The following is a 20,916-nucleotide window of genomic DNA, read 5'->3' as shown; positions in this document are numbered from 1 at the left end:
AATGTTTACAAATAAAAAAACCACCTGAAAGCAGGTGGTTTGTATTATTGAATTTATATATGATTAGTAATTTACATGATCTGTAATTTCTAATCCGTAACCAATCATTCCAACACGTTTAGTGTGTTCGCTGTTAGATATTAATCTCAGTTTGTGGATTCCTAAATCATGCAAAATTTGTGCTCCAATACCAAAGTCTTTATTATCCATAGCAATGCTTGGCGCCTTAGTCACGGTGTCTTCTTTTTGTTCATGTTTTAGTATGGCCAAACGACTAATAATATTCATTGCAGTAGGCTCCTGATTTATAAAAATTATAGCACCACTTTCAGCATCATTAATAACTTTAAACATGCTGTCTAATTTGGCATCAGCATTATTGGTTAAGGTTCCTAATATGTCGTTATTAACCAGTGTAGAATTTATTCGCGTTAACACAGGTGTATCAGATTTCCACTGGCCTTTAGTTAATGCAATATGCACTTGGTTATTAGTAGTTTGCTTATAGGCTCTAAGGCGGAATCTTCCAAAACGGGTTTCGATATCAAAATCTTCTTGTTTTTCAATTAAAGAGTCGTGTTGCATTCTGTAAGCCACTAAATCTTCAATAGAAATAATTTTTAAATCAAATTTTTCTGCAACTAATTTTAGCTGAGGTAATCGTGCCATGGAACCATCTTCGTTCATGATTTCTACAATCATTCCCGCAGGTTCTAAACCAGCCAATCGGGCTAAATCTATAGCCGCTTCTGTATGTCCAGTACGCCTTAATACACCGCCATCTTTCGCTACAAGAGGAAATACATGTCCTGGTCTAGATAAGTCATACGATTTAGTTTCTGGGTCTACTAAAGCTTGAACTGTAAGTGCGCGGTCTGCAGCAGAAATTCCTGTAGTTACGCCTTTTCCACGTAAATCTACAGATACTGTAAAGGCTGTTTCCATGTGGTCTGTATTGTTAGAGACCATCATATGTAAATCTAAGGCTTTACAGCGGCTTTCTGTAAGCGGAGCACAAATCAAGCCACGACCATGTGTGGCCATGAAGTTCACCATTTCTGGTGTTGCTTTAGATGCAGCGGCAATAAAGTCGCCTTCGTTTTCACGGTCTTCATCATCTACAACTATAATGACTTTACCATTTCGTATGTCGTTAATGGCTTCTTTAATAGTATGTAGTTTAAAAGATGAAGATGTCTTTTCTTTAGGTTCTGTCATCATGATGCAAAGATATTGCTTTTAGTTTAAATGTTGTATTGCATTTGTGCTTAAGTCTGCCTTAGTTTGGTATTTAAAAAAGACATGAGCTAAAGGGTAAATTATAAACCCTAAAATTGTAAATAATATATTGTACTGCTTACTTTTTTGCTTTAAATGTTTGTTAAAAGCAATAATGTTAAATTGTTGTGCAATATAATATACGAGATAAATAAGTAAAGATATAACACTTAGTTGTATACAGATTGATGCTAAATCGGGCATTTTATTATTTCTTAAAATGAAGAATAAAACGAGTAATACAATACCTGTTATATTAAACACTAACGCAATCTTAGAGTATATATTAACCCGAGTTACAATATGTTTTGAGGTTTCAAATATTTCATCAATTTGAATTCCTTTTTGTCTTATCGCCTGTAAATCTAAGTTACGTTCTTCTAAAGTATATAAAGCTTCAATTTTACCAGATTCGTGATAATTGTAAGCTGTTGGATCCATTATAATACTTAAAAGTTTGTCTTCTTTATAACGTTTAAAATCACTGAAATCGTGATTAAATCCGTCGGCAAAATCTTCAGAACCTGTTTTAAATTTAAATATTTTTTTAAGCGGAATTAAAATATGATCAAATTCAAATAAGCCTTTATCTGCGGTGGCACGACGTGTTAAAAATACACCTAATGGAAACATGACTATTGTTGAAAACCAAGTCGCTAATATTGGACTAAACGTTCCGTCTTTGGCACTATTTTTTGCAAATATCCCAATAAAGTGATAGGTTAAAAATAGTAATATGGCAATAATCATAGGTAATCCTAAACCTCCTTTTCTAATTAATGCGCCTAATGGTGCGCCAACAAAAAAGAGAATTACACAGGCAAATCCTAAAGATAATTTCTCGTGTAAGGCAATAACATGCTTGTTTAACCAGGTTGCTTTTGTTTTAAACGATTTTTGATTATTTACAAGAATTTGTTTGGTGCTTGCAGAACTATTTATTGCTAATTCTGCAATCTGTAAACGCTTGTCATTACCATATAGTTCTAAAATATTACCTTTAAATACAGTATCTGTAGTAGGTTTTAAACTCAGTTCTAAGTTTTTTATACTATAGCGGTTATATATATTTTTGGATAGTTTTTGGTAATCTTCATCACGCTCTAACGCTAGTGAGTCGATGGTGTAATTTAGGTCAGATACATTTAACATATTATACTTTCCCTCAACATTTTTATCGTCTAAATCGACATCGTTTAATTGAGACAAATCGGTGTTAATCGTATAGACATCGAAAGCACTTTTAGTAAAGGGTCTGCGGCGTCTTTCCTTTGATTTTTTTGGAGGTGTATCATCGTAATAATAACCGTCCTTTAATATCAGTTTTAAAATATCTGAATTTTCTTGTCCAATTAATTCACCATTTTTAGCAGTAATAGTGGTATAGTTTCCTAGACCACTATTTGCTTTTTTATGAATTATAACATCATGTAAATATTGTCCTTTATCGCCTGTCTTTTTTTCGACCTTTATATTTATAGTTCCTACTTCGTTAAATTGGCCTTCAGCAATAACCATTGCAGGTTTTAATTTAGCAATGTTTTTACGGAGGTTGTAAGAATTGTACTCTCCCCAAGGAATAACATTATTAGAAAAGAAAAAGGTCACGATACCTAATATTACTATAAATACGCTTAAACCAGCCATAGCACGTTGCAGTGAAATCCCTGTAGATTTCATGGCTGCGAACTCATAGTTCTCTGCAAAATTTCCGAATACCATAATAGAAGATAATAATATGGTAAGTGGTAATACTAACGGAATTAATTTAGGAGAATAGTATAGTAGAAACTTTAAAATAACCACAACATCCAAATCTTTTCCAGCCAATTCTTTTATAAATAGCCAGATGGTTTGCAACACAAAAATCATCATTAGTATTATAAAAACACTAAGGAAGGTTTTAAGGTATGTGGTTAAGATATATCGATCTAAAATTTTCAAGTAGGACCTAATTTAATTTGTTGATGTAGTAATTCTTGTATTTGTTTTTGTCGAAAGAAAATAACGCTTTAGATAACGTTTGGTTTGTTTCAAAAGAGGTTACAGTAAGCGTCGTTTGCGTACCGTTACTACCAACTTCAATTAAATTGTATATGTGTTTAGTTTGAGGATCTATACCTAATAAAACATGGTTGATTTCTGAATTAGAATCCATTGGTGTTAACTTAACAAACTGAATTTTGCGTCCTTTAATGTTTTTTTCTTCACCCATTTTATACGTGTAACCATCTGTGTAAAAGGATAACATTTTACTAGGAGTAATGCTGCCTTCTGCTTCTGGATCTTCTTTAGAAATAGTCACTTCTTCATCTTCAGGATTGATACTGTATAGCGTTTTACCGTCAAAAATTCTGGTAATGCCTAAGATGTTTAAAACATATTTGTCACCTTCCATAACCACATCTCCACGAGTTTCTTGATTAATGTTTTCAGATGTATTTTGTAAAACGTATTTAAAATCTAATGCAATATTATCATAAGATTTTACTTTTGAAGATACTTGATCTAATAAGGCTTTCGCTTTAGCGTCGTTTTGGCTAAACCCTACGAGTGTAATACATAAGGTAAGTGAAAGTAAAAATGTTTTCATTCTAGTTATTCTTTTCATTTTCTAATAATTGTTCTAACGCTATAAAATCTGGAACTAATACTTGGCGGGCTTTACTGCCTTCAAAAGGACCAACAATACCTGCGGCTTCCAATTGATCGATTAATCGCCCGGCACGATTATAACCTAATTTTAATTTACGTTGTAATAAGGAGGCAGAACCTTGTTGTGCTGTAACAATAACTTCTGCGGCTTCTTTAAATAATTTATCTCTGTCGGATATATCAATATCAAGATTTGTGCCACCTTCTTCACCCACATATTCTGGAAGTAAGTGTGCGTCTGGAAATGCTTTTTGCGCTCCAATAAAATCTACAATACGTTCTACTTCTGGGGTGTCTACAAACGCACATTGTATACGTACTAATTCGTTTCCTTGGGTGTAAAGCATATCTCCACGACCAATAAGTTGATCTGCTCCTGAACCATCTAAGATAGTTCGGGAATCGATTTTAGATGTTACTCTAAATGCGATTCTCGCCGGGAAATTGGCTTTAATAATACCTGTAATCACGTTAACAGATGGACGTTGTGTGGCTATAATTAAGTGAATACCAATGGCACGAGCTAATTGTGCTAAACGTGCTACAGGAGTTTCAACTTCTTTACCAGCCGTCATAATTAAATCGGCAAACTCATCGACCACCAATACAATGTAAGGTAAAAAGGCGTGACCGTCGTTTGGGTTTAATTTTCGTGCTTTAAATTTTGTGTTATATTCTACAATGTTACGGCACAATGCATTTTTAAGCATTTCGTAACGGTTATCCATCTCTATACAAAGTGAATTAAGTGTATTAATTACTTTGGTATTATCTGTAATAATTGCTTCAGCTTCGTCTGGAAGTTTTGCTAAATAATGACGTTCTATTTTGTTGAAAAGGGTTAATTCCACTTTCTTAGGATCGACCAAAACAAACTTCACTTCTGCAGGATGCTTCTTATATAATAAGGATGTAAGTACAGCATTTAGTCCAACAGATTTACCTTGACCTGTTGCACCAGCCATAAGCATGTGAGGCATTTTAGCTAAATCGACTACAAAGGTTTCATTACTAATGGTTTTACCAAAAGCAATAGGCAATTGCATATCTGATTTTTGAAATTTCTGCGACGCAATTACAGATCGCATGGATACAATCGTAGAATTTTTATTAGGCACTTCTATACCAATGGTTCCTTTTCCAGGAATAGGCGCGATAATACGAATCCCTAATGCAGAAAGCGATAAGGCAATATCATCTTCTAAGTTTTTAATTTTAGAAATACGAACTCCGGCTTCTGGCACAATTTCATATAAAGTTACGGTTGGTCCTATAGTGGCCTTAATACTCGCTATTCCTATCTTATAATTGTTTAAGGTTTCTACAATTCTATTTTTATTGCCTTCAAGTTCTTCTTGATTGATAGAAATGCCTTCGTTATCGTATTTTTTTAATAAATCTAATGGCGGAAATTGATATTTTCCCAGTTCTAGAGTCGGATCAAATAAACCAAAATCTGCGACTAATTTATTTGATAAATTATCGGTTTCAGAAAGTTCTTCTTCAACGGTTTCAATTTTTAATTCCGCTGCCTCTTCTATCGGTTCTTCTTTTGGAGCTGTAACTTCAAAAGAGCTTTCAGGAATATCTTTTACAGGTTGCGGTTTAGCAATAGGCTCGAACTCGACAACAGGAGTTGGTTCCTTAACCGGTTCTGGTGTGCTAGGCTTAGGCTTTGTTTGTTGAGCTTCTTTTTGAGTGGCTAAATGCGCCGCTTTAATGGCTTCTGCTTCTTCAGTTAGATTATTGTCGAAAGCAAAGTTGTCGTCGTCTGCATTCGATTTTAATTCGTCTGAAATATCTTTTTTAGCCGATTTAAATAAAGCTATAAAACTGTGTATCGTGATTTTAAAACGTGTAGCGAGATAGACAATTAACCCAAAGAATAGGAGGAGAGATACCCCTAAAATTCCGATATAGTCTTGTAAAAAGGTATTGGTTTCAAATCCGACAGTTCCACCAAGAATAGCATGTTTTTCGCCAAAAAAGCCAAAAAATATTGAAAACCATAAAATAATATAAAGTCCCCAAAACCAATGACGTCTTAATTTCTCGTAGTTAATATCTAGAAGGACGTGTAAACCAGATCGTATTAATAATCCAGAAAAAATAAAAGCAGCAATACCAAAGCCGCGATATACAAAGATATCACTCAGGTAAGCTCCTAATTTTTTAACCCAGTTATCTGCTTCTGCCTGACGTGTAGAAAATTCGTTTAAGATACTTTGGTCAGCCTTTCCGGTAAAAAAATAGGATAAAAATGCGGTACCTAAAATTATCCCAAGAATAATAAGCAAACTACCAAAAATAAGCTTTTGTTGGTTCGTTAATTTTAGACTTGGTTTCTTAAATTTAGGCGTACTAGATTGTTTAGTTTTTGGTTTTTTTTTAGCCATCAACGCGCTGTTGTTAATTTGAGCAAAAATACAAATTACTAACGTTTATCCTAAAGGTATAGTATTTAAAATACTTTTGGCATATAAATAATAAAACCAACGATAGTTGCTGCAATGGCAGCTATAAAAACAGCTCCGGCAGAGATGTCTTTAATAAAGCCAATTTTTGTATGGTGTTCTGGATGAATAAAATCTGCAATGGCTTCTACTGCTGTGTTTAAGCCCTCGGCAGTCATAATAATACCAATAGCTAGAGTTTGAGCCATCCATTCTGTAGGCGATATATTAAAATAAAATCCAGCAACGGTGACGCAAACTGCAATCACGAACTGGATTTTTATACTCGCTTCTGTTTTTAAGAGTAGGATAGCGCCTTTATACGCATATCCTACACTTTTAATTCTATTCACTAGAAGTGATTCTTTTTTAGCCATTTTGTAATGCCTCTAAAGCGGCTTTGTAATTTGGTTCGTCTACCGTTTCAGAGACTTGCTCTGTGTATTTTACCTCACCTTTTTCGTCTAAAACAACAACACAACGTGAATGTAAAGCTTCTAATGGTCCTGTCTTAAAATCTAAACCGTATGCTTTACCGAAGCTACCATCTTTAAAATCTGATAAAGAAATTACACTCTCTAATCCTTCTGCGCCACAAAAACGGGCTTGAGCGAAAGGCAAATCTCTAGAAATACAAAGTACTTTAGTGTTTTCTAAACTACTTGCTTCTTTATTAAATTCTCTTACAGATTGCGCGCAAGTTCCAGTATCTACACTTGGAAATATGTTTAAAATAACGTTGCTTCCTTCAAAATCTTTTAAAGATTTTGAACCTAACTCTATAGTTGTTAAAGTGAAATCTGGAGCTTTAGTACCTACTTTTGGTAATTCTCCTGAAGTTTCTATTGCGTTTCCTTTTAAGGTTACAGTTGCCATATTTATGATTTTTTGATTACATGCTAAAATTAATAATAAATAGATGTTTTAGCTATTTGTTTGCCTTTTTTTTAATTTTTTAATATGAATTTAAATCATTTGTAATCAATATGTTAATGGTTTGTGGTTGGTTAAAAAATTGTTAAGGTGTTTAAAATGTAAAAACCGTCTTCCTTTAAAATTCGTTAATAGAACAGAAAGAATAACATAACAATATCCAAAATCATTAAAATTATGAAAACATTAAAATTATTAAAATCAGCATTATTTACAGTCGCACTATTTACTTCTATTTCCGGATTCTCTCAAGAGAAAATGATGAATGAAAAAACCGTTATGGTAGGAGGTGCTAAAATGTATCCGTCTAAAAATATAGTCGAAAATGCTGTGAACTCTAAAGATCATACCACTTTAGTCGCTGCTGTTAAAGCTGCAGATTTAGTTGATGTATTATCTAGTAAAGGACCATTTACTGTATTTGCCCCTACTAATGCAGCGTTCGATAAATTACCAGAAGGTACAGTAGAAACATTACTAATGCCTGAACATAAAATGCAATTACAGACGGTGTTAAAATACCACGTTGTAGCAGGAAAATGGAATGCTAAGGAGATTTTAAAACTGATTAAAAAAGGAAAAGGAAAAGCTGAAATTAAAACCGTAAGTGGTGGAATGATTACGGCATGGTTAAAAGGAAAAGACGTTTATGTGACAGACGAAAACGGAAATTCTGCTAAAGTAACAATTGCTGATGTAAATCAATCTAACGGGGTAATTCATGTTATTGATTCTGTTTTGTTACCAAAATCTTAATTAATTAGGGGTTAGTTAAGGTTTAGAGAGCTGCTTCGTTACGAAGTGGCTCTTTTTTTAGTTATATTCTACTTTTAATACACTTGTTTAAAACATAAAATAGCGGCTCCAATCTAAGATTGAAGCCGCTATTGCTTTTATATATTTAAACTTTACTATTATTTTAAATCGAATCGATCTGCATCCATTACTTTAACCCATGTTTTTACAAAATCGTTTACAAATTTTTCTTTGTAATCGTCTTGTGCATAGACTTCAGAATAAGAACGTAAAATAGAATTAGATCCAAAAACTAAATCCATACGTGTCGCTGTCCATTTTACAGTGCCTGTTTTACGATCGCGAATTTCATATAGTCCATTGTCTACATGTTTCCACGTGTTATCCATATCTGTAAGATTTACAAAGAAATCGTTTGTTAAAGCGCCAACTTTATCAGTAAACACACCATGTTTAGTATTGTCGAAGTTAGTTCCTAACATTCTCATACCTCCAACTAGAACAGTCATTTCTGGAGCAGTTAAGCCCATTAATTGGGTGCGGTCTAACATTAATTCTTCTGGACTTACTACGTAATCTTTTTTAACCCAGTTTCTATATCCATCAGCTAAAGGTTCTAGAGGTTCAAAAGATGCTGCATCAGTCATTTCGTCTGTAGCGTCTCCACGTCCAGGAGAAAAAGGTACCGTTACAGGAATTCCACCTGCTTTTGCAGCTTGTTCAATTCCGACGTTACCAGCTAAAACTATAGTATCTGCTATACTAATTCCGAATTCTTTAGCAATAGGTTCTAATACAGATAATACATGAGCTAAACGTTGTGGTTCATTACCTTCCCAATCTTTTTGAGGTGCTAAACGAATACGTGCGCCGTTTGCTCCACCACGCATGTCAGATCCACGATATGTACGTGCACTATCCCAAGCAGTATTTACCATTTCTGGAATAGATAATCCTGAAGCTGTAATTTTAGCTTTAACAGCATCTACATCATATTCTGTTGTTCCTGCAGGAATTGGATCTTGCCAAATTAAGTCTTCTTCTGGAACATCAGTTCCAATGTAATTTACTTTAGGCCCCATATCTCTGTGGGTTAGTTTAAACCAAGCACGAGCGAATGTCTCAGAGAAATACTCTTGATCGTTCATGAATTTTAATGAGATTTCCTTGTAAATAGGATCCATTTTCATAGCCATATCTGCATCGGTCATCATTGGATTGTGACGGATACTATCATCTTCCACATCAACAGGCTTGTCTTCATCTTTAATAGTTACCGGCTCCCATTGTAAAGCTCCAGCAGGACTCTTAACTAATTCCCATTCGTGGTTAAATAACATTTCAAAAAATCCGCCATCCCATTTCGTAGGGTGAGTAGTCCATGCACCTTCCAGTCCGCTGGTTACGGTGTAGCGTCCTTTACCTGTTTGATTTGGATTTGTCCAACCTAAACCTTGTTCTTCTACATTAGCAGCTTCTGGTTCTGGACCTAAAATACTAGCATCTCCATTACCATGTGTTTTTCCTACTGTATGTCCTCCTGCAGTTAATGCCACAGTTTCTTCATCGTTCATAGCCATACGTGCAAAAGTTTCACGTACATGTGCAGCTGTTTTTAAAGGATCTGGTTTACCATTAACACCTTCTGGATTTACGTAAATTAATCCCATTTGTACTGCTGCTAATGGGTTTTCCATAGTCGATGGGTTGTCTACATCATCATAACGCTCATCACTTGGTGCTAGCCATTCTTTTTCAGCTCCCCAATAGGTGTCCTTTTCTGGGTGCCAAATATCTGTACGTCCAAAAGCAAAACCGTAAGTTTTTAAGCCCATATTTTCGTAAGCAATTGTTCCTGCCAATACAATTAAATCGGCCCAACTTACTTTATTACCATATTTTTTCTTGATAGGCCATAATAATCGTCTTGCTTTGTCTAAACTTACATTGTCTGGCCAAGAGTTTAATGGTGCAAAACGTTGGTTTCCTGTACCACCGCCACCGCGACCATCTGATGTACGGTAAGATCCAGCAGAGTGCCAAGATAAACGGATAAACAATCCACCGTAATGTCCCCAATCTGCAGGCCACCAATCTTGACTATCTGTCAATAACGCATGCATGTCTTTTTTTAAAGCTTCAATATCTAATTTTTTAAGCTCTTCATGATAGTCAAATGATTCGCCTAAAGGATTTGTTTTTGTGTCGTGTTGATGTAAAATATCAAGGTTAAGGGCGTTTGGCCACCATTCCATTACAGAATCTTGATTAGAAGTATTTGCTCCATGCATAACTGGGCATTTACCCGCAGATGATGCATGAGGATTTGACATTTCTTGATTTTCTGCAGTGATAGGTTCTGCTTGTTCAGCTTGCTGCTGTTGCTGGTGATGTGGACATTGGCTAATGTCTCCCATTGGATTTGATTTGTTATCGTTTTCCATATCTATAAGGTTTAGGATTTTTTAAATTGCTACAGTTCAAATATACCTTAGTTACGAGTGAGAAATTGAAAGATTTAATTTTCATATTCTATTCAAGTATAAGTATAATTGATGGTTAGTGTTTGTGTTATAATTATAAATTATAATTTGCTTTTTGGTTCTCTTAAAATTAAAAGAAAATAATAAGAAAACTCAGTTATTTTGATTAAATAATTGAGAATGTAAGAATTAAGACTGTTTTTTCTAAACTATTCATCAAATTTAATAGGTTGTTAATACTGTAAGTCGGTGTGAGAAATTAAGGCTTACAGAAATAAACGTAAACTGATAAATTTTAAAGGTTTGTAACTGATATAACATACTAAAAATGGGGAAGATGTGTGTTGACTATATATAAAACAAAAAATCCCCTTCTTCTGTTTAGAAAAAGGGGATTTAGATATTATAAAGCTTTGTTATTTATCTATAGAGCCTAATACACGTTTCATAAAACTGTTAAGTGCTTCTTTTTGTGGTACTCCATCTTTAATCATACTATTAACTTCTAAGGCACCATACATGTTAGAGATTAATTCGCCAATAACATCAAGTTCTTCATCTTTTAAAGATGATACTTCTGTTAAAGCTTCAAGTGTTTCGATTGTTTCGTTTACGAAATCTTCGTCGTTGTCCTCAATAAATTGAGTTAAGTGTTTAATTACTGGTAACTTCATCGACTAACTCTTTTAAAACGTCAAACTTATTTGTTTGTACTTGGTTAACAAAAGCTCCTTTTTTAAAGGTAGCAAAAGTAGGTAAGTTATCTACGTTCGCTAATTTTCTTGATTCTGTAAATTTTTCAGCATCAGCAATAACGAAAGTAATATTCTCATTTTCGGTAGCTAATTTTTTAAATTTTGGTTTCATAATTCTACAATTACCACACCAAGTTGCCGAGTATTGTACAATAACTGTATCATTTCCAGATACAATATCTTTTAAATTGTCTTGTTCTAATTCTTGTACCATAATAGATGATTTTTAGTTTACCATCCTTTAACGACAAAGGATGGTAGATTGTGTTTTTTAATTAGTGAGAAGCTAAGTAGCTAGAAACACCATCTCTGTTAGCGTTCATTGCATCTTTTCCTTCTTCCCAGTTTGCAGGACAAACTTCACCTTTTTCTTGAACGTGAGTTAAAGCATCTACTAAACGTAAATATTCTCCAACATTTCTACCTAAAGGCATGTTGTTAATACTTTCGTGTTGTACAACACCATCTTCATCTATAATGTAAGTTGCTCTGTAAGTTACGTTATCACCTTCTACAGTTACAACTCCAGTTTCTTCGTTAAATGTTTCGTTAGTAATATCTAAGATTCCTAATGTAGACGCTAAGTTTCTGTTAGAATCTGCTAATATTGGGTAAGTTACGCCTTCAATTCCACCGTTGTCTTTAGCTGTGTTTAACCATGCAAAGTGTACTTCAGGAGTATCACAAGACGCACCAATTACAATAGTGTTTCTTTTTTCGAATTCAGCTACAGCTGATTGGAATGCGTGTAATTCTGTAGGGCAAACAAAAGTGAAATCTTTTGGGTACCAAAATAAAACTACTTTTTTCTTGTTGTTAACCGCTTCATCTAGAACGTTTACTTTAAAAGTATCGCCCATTTCGTTCATTGCGTCAACGTTTAAATCTGGAAATTTTTTACCTACAAATGCCATGTAATATGTTTTTAATTGTTAATTTTTACATTGCAAATATACGGTAGAATCTCTGTTTAAAGTGTGAACAAAATTTTAAAAATTTATACTGATATAGCTTTTTTCTATACCATTAAAAAAGGATTATAGTTGTTGACTATTTATCAGTAAGTTGCTTAATTTTTATTTTAAATGCAGCGAATATTAATGTAGTAAACGGACTTAAATAATTGAAAAACGCATAGCCAGCATAATGCCAAGTATCTACACCTAACACACTACTCTGATAAGCACCACAAGTGTTCCAAGGCACTAAAACCGAGGTTACTGTACCAGAATCTTCTAAGGTTCTACTTAAGTTTTCTGGCGCTAAGCCTTTATCTTCGAATGCTTTTTTATACATTCTTCCAGGAATTACAATGGCTAAATATTGGTCACTCGCAATTGCATTCAGTCCGATACAGCTAATTACTGTACTGGCGAATAAACCAAATACAGAATCGAATAATTGTAGCACAGCTTTACTAATTCTAGCTAAGGCACCAATTGCATCCATAATACCTCCAAAAACCATAGCACATATAATTAGCCAAATGGTTCCTAGCATACCTGCCATTCCGCCTGAAGAAAATAAATCGTTTAACTCTATACTATCTGTAGCTACCGAAGTATCTACAGTAATCGCAGTCATGATTCCTTTATAAGCTGTAAGTGCATTTAGTTCTGTTGCACCTGTTATTTGCTTTACAATTTCAGGTTGAAATATAAGCGCGAAAATACCACCTAATAATGTACCTACAAGTAAAGCCGGTAACGGAGGTGTTTTTTTAACGATTAATAGGATGACTAAAACGGGCGCTAAAAATAGCCATGGAGAAATATTAAAGGCACTGTCTATAGAGCTAAGCATAGCCGATGTGTCTGTAGTACCATGAACGTCTAAAGACAAACTGATTATAATAAAGATCACTAAAGTAGCTATAAGTGTAGGTATGGTTGTGTACGTCATGTACTTTATATGCGAGAATAATTCTCCTCCTGCCATAGCAGGAGCAAGGTTAGTCGTGTCGCTTAATGGCGACATTTTATCTCCAAAATAAGCACCCGAAATTACAGCTCCTGCTGTCATTCCATGGTCTATACCCAAAGCATTTCCTATTCCAATTAAGGCAATACCTACAGTTGCAGACGTAGTCCAACTACTCCCCGTAGCAATAGATATAATAGCACAAATAATAACACAGGCAGGCAAGAAAATAGACGGACTTAATATTTGTAGTCCGTAGTAAATCATAGAGGGAATAATACCACTTATAAGCCAAGTACCTGCTAGAGATCCTACAAATAGGAGGATAAGTAAAGCACCTGTAGTCGATTTTATATTTTCAGCGACTTCTTCAAGCATTTGTTCGTAAGACACCTTGTTAAAAAAGCCTACTATAGCAGCAACTGCAGCACCAAGTAATAAAATAAACTGATTACTTCCGCTTAATGCATCGTCTCCAAATGCATATTTTACGTTGTAAAAGAGCATGATTACTAAAGCCAAAACTGGGGTTAATGCTTCCCAAATACTTAATTCTCTGTTTTCTACAATGGGGTTGTCTTCAGTTTTTTTTGGCTTTATATCTTGGCTTTCCATGCGCAATTATTAGGATTAAAATAATAAATATATTCTTCTGTAATGTTACGATTTTACACGCTTATGTGCAAATAGAGATTCAGATAAACAAAATCTATAAAAAAAGTGTCAAAAAAAAACACTTCTAATAAAAAGAAGTGTGTCTTAAAGTCTAAAAGCTCAATTTTTATTTTAAAATCTCTAATTGTACCATACAATCGTGCATTATCCTGTAGGTACGTTCTATATCTGCATCTAGTCCAATAGAGAACCGTATAATGCCTTGCGATAGTCCCATTTCTTTTTGTTCGGCTTCTGGTATTTCAGACGATGTAGAACTTCCTGGGGCAGAGAATAAAGTTTTATAAAATCCCAGACTTACAGCAAGGTATCCTATATTATTAGTTTGCATAAGCTCCATTAATGCATTTGCTTTGTCATGAGTTCCTACATCAACTGTTAGTATCCCTCCAAAACCATATTGCGTATTCATCATACTTTTGTATAGTTTGTGTTCAGGATGCGAGCTTAAACCTGGGTACACCGTTTTTAACCCGTTAGCTTCAAGTTTCTCTGCCAAATACATTGCGTTTTTACTATGCTGTTGCATACGAATATGAAGTGTTCTTATATTTTTTAATATGGAGGCCGCACGCATACTATCCATAGTGGCACCCAAAAGCATAGATGCTCCGCTATTAATATCCTTTAATTGATTTATAAAATCTTCAGAGCTACAGACTACACCGCCTACGGTGTCACTACTTCCGTTTATAAATTTGGTTAAACTGTGTAAGACTACATCTGCACCAAGTAAAGCTGGAGACATGCTTAAAGGTGAAAATGTATTGTCTACAACAAGTTTTAAGTTGTACTTTTTAGCCAGTCTTGCTAATCCTTCAATGTTTGCAACTTCTAATAACGGGTTACTCACACATTCGCAGTATAACACTTTGGTGTTTGGAGTAATAGCGGCTTCAACACGATCTAAAGCTGTGATGTCTACAAATGTGGTTTCTATTTTGAATTTCGGAGAAAAATGTTTTAAAAAGGCATAGGTTCCTCCATATATAGTTCGGCTTGAAAGTATGTGATCACCTGCATTGCACAATTGTAGTAATGTAGATGAGATTGCTGCCATTCCAGAAGCAAAGACTTGTGCTGTTTCTGTACCTTCCATAGCTGCTAAGGCTTCACTTAAATTTAAATTGGAAGGGGACGTGTGTCTAGAGTATAAATAGCAACCTTCTGTTTTTCCTTCAAAAGTATCTTGCATGCTTTTAGCGGTTAAAAACGTATATGTAGTTGAGTCTGAAATGGAAGGGTTAATGCCTCCAAATTCTCCAAATTGTTGTAAATCTTCTAGTTTATTTGCGGGTTTAAATGCCATATTATTAATTTTTAATCTATTAAAATTCATGATAATTAGATTAATAATCAATAGAGTGTGATTTATTTAGATTTTAAAACTAAATATTAGTGATTAAATAGTTTTAAATTTGCTTAAGTACTGAATTTAATCCACTACATAGAAAAATTTACATGATGACTTTTGATCCTATAGATAAGCAACTCATAACATTATTACAAACAGACAGCAAACAGACCACTAAAGCATTATCTGTGCAATTAAATTTATCTGTTACCGCTGTTTACGAACGTATTAAAAAATTAGAACATCATGGTGTTATTGATCGTTATGTAGCTATGGTGAATAAAGCTGAAGTACAAAAATCGTTTGTAGCCTTCTGTCATATTAAATTAATAAAACATAGTCAGGATTACGTGGTGCAGTTTGAAAAAGAAGTTGCAAATCTAGACGAGGTTATGGAATGTTATCATATTAGTGGTGATTACGATTATTTGCTAAAAGTGTTGGTTAAAGATATGGTTGCTTTTAGAGAATTTATGGTGAATAAGCTCACTACAATAAATCATATAGGAAGTACCCACAGTATGTTTGTGATTAACGAAGTAAAACACAGTACTATAGTTCCCGTTTAGATATAAAGTCTGTAAAAAGAGATGAAAAATGCACCTAATCTGAAGCTATATATTTTAATAATTTATTAAGAATTATAATTTTTAAATCGTGTTTAAATTAGATATTTTCGGTCTATAATAAATAAATTAAGTATGAAAAAAGTTTTATTTTTTGCAGGATTGTTGTCTTTAAGTTTGACAGCTAGCGCCTTACATGTTAACCCTGTTCCTGTAAATGTAGGAGATGTAGTAACACTTGGTACTCCAAGTACATTTACCTATGCCTCTTTGAAATTTCCTAAGAGTAATTTTATCATAAAACGTGGTGGTATTATAAATTATAATAGCTTGGCAGGTTTAAAAGTACAAGTAGTAAGTATAGAAGATACAGATGGCTCTAGAGTAGCTGTAATAAAGCGAGCAGACGGGCGTAAATTTTTTAATGTTTTACCTACAGTCAAAGTCGAATTAGATCATGCAGTAGATAAAAAAGAATTGTTGTTAACAGAAAACTATTTCTTTCTTGATTAATAAAACTCATTACATATAAATAAAAAAAATCCCCACTTTAATTAAAGTGGGGATTTTTATATGTGATAATTGCAAGATTATTTAATCATGCTGTAACTACGTTTTATGAAGTTAGTAAGTTCTTCTCCTTTTAATAAACCTTGAGATAAACGAGCTAAATCTAAACTTTGCGTAATTAAACGTTTTTGATCGTCTTCAGATTCTGTATTCAAGATATCAGATACTAAAGGTGCGTTAGTGTTAACCACTAAGTTGTACATTTCTGGCATACTACCAAACATGTTCATTCCGCCACCACCAGTTTGTTGCATCTCTTTCATACGACGCATAAATTCTGGCTGCGTAATAATAAATGGTGTTGCATCACTGTCTGACGTTTCTAATTGTACAGAAAATTTCTCTGCAGGAATAGCTGCTTTTAAAACCTCTTCTAATTTTTTCTTTTCATCGTCACTTAATTTAGAAATTTGAGTGTCTTCTTTCTTAATTAAATTATTGATGTGATCTGCATCTACTCTAGAGAAGGTAATGTTTTCTTTAGAGCCTTCTAATTTTTGCATTAAATGCGAAATAATAGGAGAGTCTAATAATAATACTTCGTAACCTTTTGCTTTAGCATCTTCAATATAACTGTGTTGTGCGTCTTTATCTGATGCGTATAAAATAACTAGCTTACCATCTTTATCGGTTTGCGCGTCTTTTATTTTTTCAGTTAATTCTTCATAAGTAAAGTATTTACCATCTACAGTTGGGTAAAGTGCAAAAGCTTCAGCTTTATCAAAGAATTTATCTTCAGAAAGCATTCCGTATTCAATCACAATTTTAATATCGTTCCATTTTGCTTCAAAATCTTCACGATTTGCGTTAAATAGCGATTTTAATTTGTCTGCAACTTTTCTAGTAATGTAAGATGAGATTTTCTTAACCGCACCGTCTGCTTGTAAATAACTACGAGAGACGTTTAATGGAATGTCTGGAGAATCTATTACACCACGTAGCATCGTTAAGAATTCAGGTACAATTCCTTCTACATTATCTGTAACATATACTTGGTTTTGGTACAATTGGATTTTGTCTTTTTGTACTCCCATATCATTCGTCATCTTAGGGAAATATAAAACCCCAGTAAGATTAAACGGATAATCTACATTTAAGTGAATATGGAATAAAGGCTCTTCGAATTGCATTGGGTACAACTCGCGATAGAAATTCTGATAATCTTCAGTTTCTAAATCTGCTGGTTGTTTTGTCCAAGCTGGATTCGGGTTGTTAATAATGTTATCTACAGTAATTTTACGTTGAGGTTCTTTTGTTTCCTTTCCGTCTTTGTCTGTAATTGTTGCAGGTTCATGCTCAGGATCGTCAATTTCTTTAGTTCCAAATTTAATTGGCACTGGCATAAACTTGTTATATTTAGAAAGTAAACTACTAATACGCGCTTCTTCTAAGAATTCTGTAGAATCTTCTGCAATATGAAGAATAATTTCTGTACCGCGTTCAGTTTTATCTGAAGGCTCTAATGTAAATTCTGGAGATCCGTCGCAAGTCCAATGTGCAGCAGGCTCGTCTTTAAACGATTTTGTAATAATTTCAACCTTATCTGCAACCATAAATGCAGAGTAAAATCCTAAACCAAAATGTCCAATAATACCTGAATCTTTAGCAGAGTCTTTGTATTTGTCTAAAAATTCTTCAGCTCCAGAGAAGGCAACTTGATTAATGTATTTTTCTACTTCATCAGCAGTCATACCTAAACCTTGATCGATAATATGAAGTTTCTTTCCTTCTTTATCAATTTTTACTTCAAGGTGTGGGTTACCATATTCTACACTTGCTTCACCAATACTTGTAAGGTGTTTAAGCTTTAGGGTTGCATCTGTTCCGTTACTAATTAATTCACGTAAAAATATTTCGTGATCGCTATATAGGAACTTTTTAATTAATGGAAAGATATTTTCTACCGAAACATTAATACTTCCTTTTGTCATAATATGTATGTTTTTAAATTGATTTAATTCTGATACATGATAGTCAAAAAAAATACCAAGGATAGAAAAGTGACAATTTGACATTGATAAATGAAAAAATGCCATTCGAAAGGAATGGCATTTTTGTGATATATAAGCAGATGTTATTGGTGAATCTTATTCTGCTGATTCTGTTTTTTCTTTGTTTTTCACATGCTCTTCTAACCATTGGTCTTGTTCCCAAAGCATATGTAAAATAGATTCTTTGGCAGAATAACCGTGACTTTCACGAGGTAACATGACTAATCTTACTGGTGCACCTAGTCCTTTTAAAGCATTAAAGTAACGCTCACTTTGTAATGGGTAGGTTCCAGAATTATTGTCTGCTTCACCATGTATAAGTAGTAAAGGCGTTTTCATTTTATCTGCATGCATAAAAGGTGACATGCTGTTGTAAATTTCTGGAGCTTCCCAGTAGTTACGTTCTTCACTTTGGAAACCAAACGGCGTTAATGTTCTGTTGTATGCTCCTGAACGTGCAATACCAGCAGCAAATAAATTAGAATGTGCTAATAAATTGGCTGTCATAAATGCACCATAACTATGGCCACCAACTGCCACACGGTCTCTATCTATATAACCTAAACCATCTACAGCATCTATAGCAGCTTTTGCATTGGCAACTAACTGTTCTCTAAAAGTATCATTAGGCTGTTCGTCTCCTTCTCCAATAATAGGAAAAGCAGCATCGTCTAACACCACATAACCTCTAGTTACCCAATATATAGGCGAACCATAATACGGATAGGTAAACTCGTTAGAGCTAGATGTGCTTTGTGCTGCACTATTTTTGTCTTTATATTCTCGCGGATAAGCCCACATTACCATTGGGTATTTTTTACCAGCTTCATAATCTGTAGGTAAATATAATGTTCCAGATAAATCTAAACCATCTGCACGTTTATAAGAAATAACTTCCTTCTTAACGTCTTGAAGACTTTTAAACGGATTTTCAAAATGTGTTAATGGAGTTAATCCGTTACGTTTTTTAATGTTTCTAACGTAATAATTAGGATATTCGTTTTTAGATTCTATACTAACAATATATTCTCCAGATTTAGCATTTAAGGCCGTGGAAATACTTTCAACTTTATCTGTTAATTTAGATTGGTATAAGCGTTTTGTTTTTGTTGTACTTAGGTTTATTTCATCTACAAACGGAAATTTACCAGCATCGCTATAACCATCTCCAATTAAATAAGCAGAGTTTTTATTTAAGTCTAAAACATACTCGCTAAATTCGTTTTTTGTAGAAACAAATTGTCCAGGATCACTGTAACGATCTTGGTAGTTACGATCGAATAAAATTTTAGGAGCTTTACTCGCGTTAGACGGATCGAATACATATGTTCTGGTGTTACGAGAATTCCACCACATATCATAAGCAATTGCAGTATGGTCGTCTCCCCAAGTAATGCCTCTAAAACGGTCTTTGGTTTTTAATAAAGAAGTGATTTTTCCATTAAAAGGAGCGTCTTGTTGGAAGACTTCGTCTCTAAATGGTACGTCTTTAGCAGGATCTCCTCCGTCCAAAGCTTCAGCCCAATATAAGGTTGCAGGTTTGTCTCCACGCCAATCTAGATCTCTTTTTCCTGTACGCTCTGCCATAAATCCTTGAGGTAAATCTTCAATTAAAGGCACTTGTAATACAGATTTTACTAAATCGCCTTTAGCTGTATATACAATAGATTCTGAAGGGAATCTGCTATAAGGAACTAGGTAAGAAAAAGGTTTGTTAATAGTAGTAAGCATGATGTAGTTACCGTCTGGAGAGAACGAAATACCACGATACATTCCTGCTGGTTTCCAAAGTGTTGCTTTCCCGTCTAAGGTTACTTTGTATAATTCAGATTGAGATAATTGTTCAAAATTATGCTCGTCGTTTTTGTTTTTTAACAAATCTTGATACGTTCTGTTTTGCGCTTTTACACCAGCTTCACTTACAGAAATTGTTGGTCCTGTTGGTACTGCTTCGCTAGTATTAATTAACGCCGCTCTGTTTTTTGGTAATACTTTAACTAATAAAGATTCGCTGTCTTTAAACCAAGTTACAGGATTTCCCATGTTGGCATTTAAATTTGCTTCGCTTATTTTTTTAGCCGAAGCGTTTTCAATATCTAACAGCCATAATTCTACACCAGTGCTAAGTGTTTTTGTAAACGTCATGTATTCCTGATTTGGCGACCAAGAAAAGTTTGCATAACGTCCATCTGCAGTTAATCCAGAAACGGCCTTAGGAGTCCCGTCATTTCTGGTGCTTAATTTTACATCTGTGTAATACCGTGTGCGGCTTCCAATATTGGTTACTGGGTTAATACGTAAACCTCCTAGGCGTAATTCGGTTTCAGAAAGTTCTTCAATAGTTTTGTAGCTGCTTCTGTATAATAATACAATATGCTCTCCTTTGCTGTCCATTCGGATACTTGGAGCAAGTGGCGCTTCAGCTAATTCTAAAATGTTTTTGTGTGGTTTTTGGTACGTTAAGTTTTCTTGGGCGTATCCTGTTATGACAAAACAGAACAGAAAAAGAGTAAAAAAATGTTTCATG

The 20,916-nt window shown here is 34.1% G+C and carries 17 protein-coding genes; 3 read left to right on the top strand and 14 right to left on the bottom strand.

What is annotated here, in order from left to right; all coding sequences use genetic code 11:
* Positions 1-63 precede the first annotated feature (63 nt).
* The 6 genes from ribB to tpx all read right to left on the bottom strand — a co-directional run bounded on the left by ribB (position 64) and on the right by tpx (position 7,262).
* Positions 64-1,218, bottom strand: a complete 1,155-nt coding sequence (gene ribB / locus AST99_RS01915; protein WP_103191408.1) for a 3,4-dihydroxy-2-butanone-4-phosphate synthase — start codon at positions 1,216-1,218, stop codon at positions 64-66.
* A gap of 21 nt (positions 1,219-1,239) precedes the next feature.
* A complete protein-coding gene (locus AST99_RS01910) occupies positions 1,240-3,222 on the bottom strand; it encodes an LptF/LptG family permease (protein WP_083495567.1) in 1,983 nt (660 codons plus the stop codon).
* 7 nt (positions 3,223-3,229) lie between these two features.
* The gene (lolA1, locus tag AST99_RS01905; protein WP_057778611.1) at positions 3,230-3,871 is read right to left on the bottom strand and encodes an outer membrane lipoprotein periplasmic chaperone LolA1; all 642 of its coding nucleotides are present in this window, start codon (positions 3,869-3,871) and stop codon (positions 3,230-3,232) included.
* Between the two features lies 1 nt (position 3,872).
* Positions 3,873-6,329, bottom strand: a complete 2,457-nt coding sequence (locus AST99_RS01900) for a DNA translocase FtsK (RefSeq protein WP_057778555.1) — start codon at positions 6,327-6,329, stop codon at positions 3,873-3,875.
* A gap of 65 nt (positions 6,330-6,394) precedes the next feature.
* The gene (locus AST99_RS01895; RefSeq protein WP_057778553.1) at positions 6,395-6,763 is read right to left on the bottom strand and encodes a diacylglycerol kinase; all 369 of its coding nucleotides are present in this window, start codon (positions 6,761-6,763) and stop codon (positions 6,395-6,397) included.
* Complete coding sequence (gene tpx, locus AST99_RS01890; protein ID WP_057778551.1) at positions 6,756-7,262, bottom strand: thiol peroxidase; 507 nt, start codon at positions 7,260-7,262, stop codon at positions 6,756-6,758. The genes AST99_RS01895 and tpx overlap by 8 nt, the downstream gene beginning before the upstream one ends.
* 234 nt (positions 7,263-7,496) lie before the next feature.
* Here tpx and AST99_RS01885 point away from each other — a divergent pair, with 234 nt between their 5' ends.
* The gene (locus tag AST99_RS01885; protein WP_057778549.1) at positions 7,497-8,075 is read left to right on the top strand and encodes a fasciclin domain-containing protein; all 579 of its coding nucleotides are present in this window, start codon (positions 7,497-7,499) and stop codon (positions 8,073-8,075) included.
* A 158-nt stretch (positions 8,076-8,233) separates the two neighbouring features.
* On the opposite strand, the gene katG is transcribed toward AST99_RS01885, so the two are convergent.
* From katG to AST99_RS01855, 6 genes are all read right to left on the bottom strand, one after another.
* Entirely contained in the window at positions 8,234-10,408 is a 2,175-nt protein-coding gene (gene katG / locus AST99_RS01880; protein ID WP_057778609.1) for a catalase/peroxidase HPI, read from the bottom strand.
* A gap of 566 nt (positions 10,409-10,974) precedes the next feature.
* Positions 10,975-11,232, bottom strand: a complete 258-nt coding sequence (locus tag AST99_RS01875) for a DUF6952 family protein (protein ID WP_057778547.1) — start codon at positions 11,230-11,232, stop codon at positions 10,975-10,977.
* Complete coding sequence (locus AST99_RS01870) at positions 11,213-11,527, bottom strand: thioredoxin family protein (RefSeq protein WP_057778545.1); 315 nt, start codon at positions 11,525-11,527, stop codon at positions 11,213-11,215. The genes AST99_RS01875 and AST99_RS01870 overlap by 20 nt, the downstream gene beginning before the upstream one ends.
* 61 nt (positions 11,528-11,588) lie before the next feature.
* Positions 11,589-12,227 (bottom strand): peroxiredoxin, encoded by a 639-nt coding sequence (locus tag AST99_RS01865; protein WP_057778543.1) that lies wholly within the window; start codon positions 12,225-12,227, stop codon positions 11,589-11,591.
* A 136-nt stretch (positions 12,228-12,363) separates the two neighbouring features.
* Positions 12,364-13,848 carry a Na+/H+ antiporter NhaC gene (gene nhaC, locus AST99_RS01860; protein WP_057778541.1) on the bottom strand — a complete coding sequence of 495 codons (1,485 nt, stop codon included), beginning with the start codon at positions 13,846-13,848 and terminating at the stop codon, positions 12,364-12,366.
* Positions 13,849-14,014: 166 nt separating this feature from the next.
* Entirely contained in the window at positions 14,015-15,217 is a 1,203-nt protein-coding gene (locus AST99_RS01855; protein WP_057778607.1) for an aminotransferase class I/II-fold pyridoxal phosphate-dependent enzyme, read from the bottom strand.
* A gap of 155 nt (positions 15,218-15,372) precedes the next feature.
* Between AST99_RS01855 and AST99_RS01850 the strand changes: the two genes are divergently transcribed.
* Positions 15,373-15,831 carry an Lrp/AsnC family transcriptional regulator gene (locus tag AST99_RS01850; protein WP_057778539.1) on the top strand — a complete coding sequence of 153 codons (459 nt, stop codon included), beginning with the start codon at positions 15,373-15,375 and terminating at the stop codon, positions 15,829-15,831.
* Between the two features lie 132 nt (positions 15,832-15,963).
* On the top strand, positions 15,964-16,341 hold the full coding sequence (locus tag AST99_RS01845; protein WP_057778537.1) for a hypothetical protein: 378 nt from the start codon (positions 15,964-15,966) through the stop codon (positions 16,339-16,341).
* A gap of 77 nt (positions 16,342-16,418) precedes the next feature.
* Here the strand turns inward: AST99_RS01845 and htpG are convergent, their stop codons facing one another.
* Positions 16,419-18,329, bottom strand: coding sequence for a molecular chaperone HtpG (gene htpG, locus AST99_RS01840; protein WP_057778604.1), 1,911 nt, complete (start codon positions 18,327-18,329; stop codon positions 16,419-16,421).
* 156 nt (positions 18,330-18,485) lie between these two features.
* On the bottom strand, positions 18,486-20,915 hold the full coding sequence (locus tag AST99_RS01835; RefSeq protein WP_057778535.1) for an alpha/beta hydrolase family protein: 2,430 nt from the start codon (positions 20,913-20,915) through the stop codon (positions 18,486-18,488).
* Position 20,916: the final 1 nt, after the last annotated feature.

This window comes from Formosa algae, assembly GCF_001439665.1.
Lineage (GTDB): Bacteria > Bacteroidota > Bacteroidia > Flavobacteriales > Flavobacteriaceae > Formosa > Formosa algae.
This window is presented reverse-complemented; position numbering and strand designations above follow the sequence as displayed.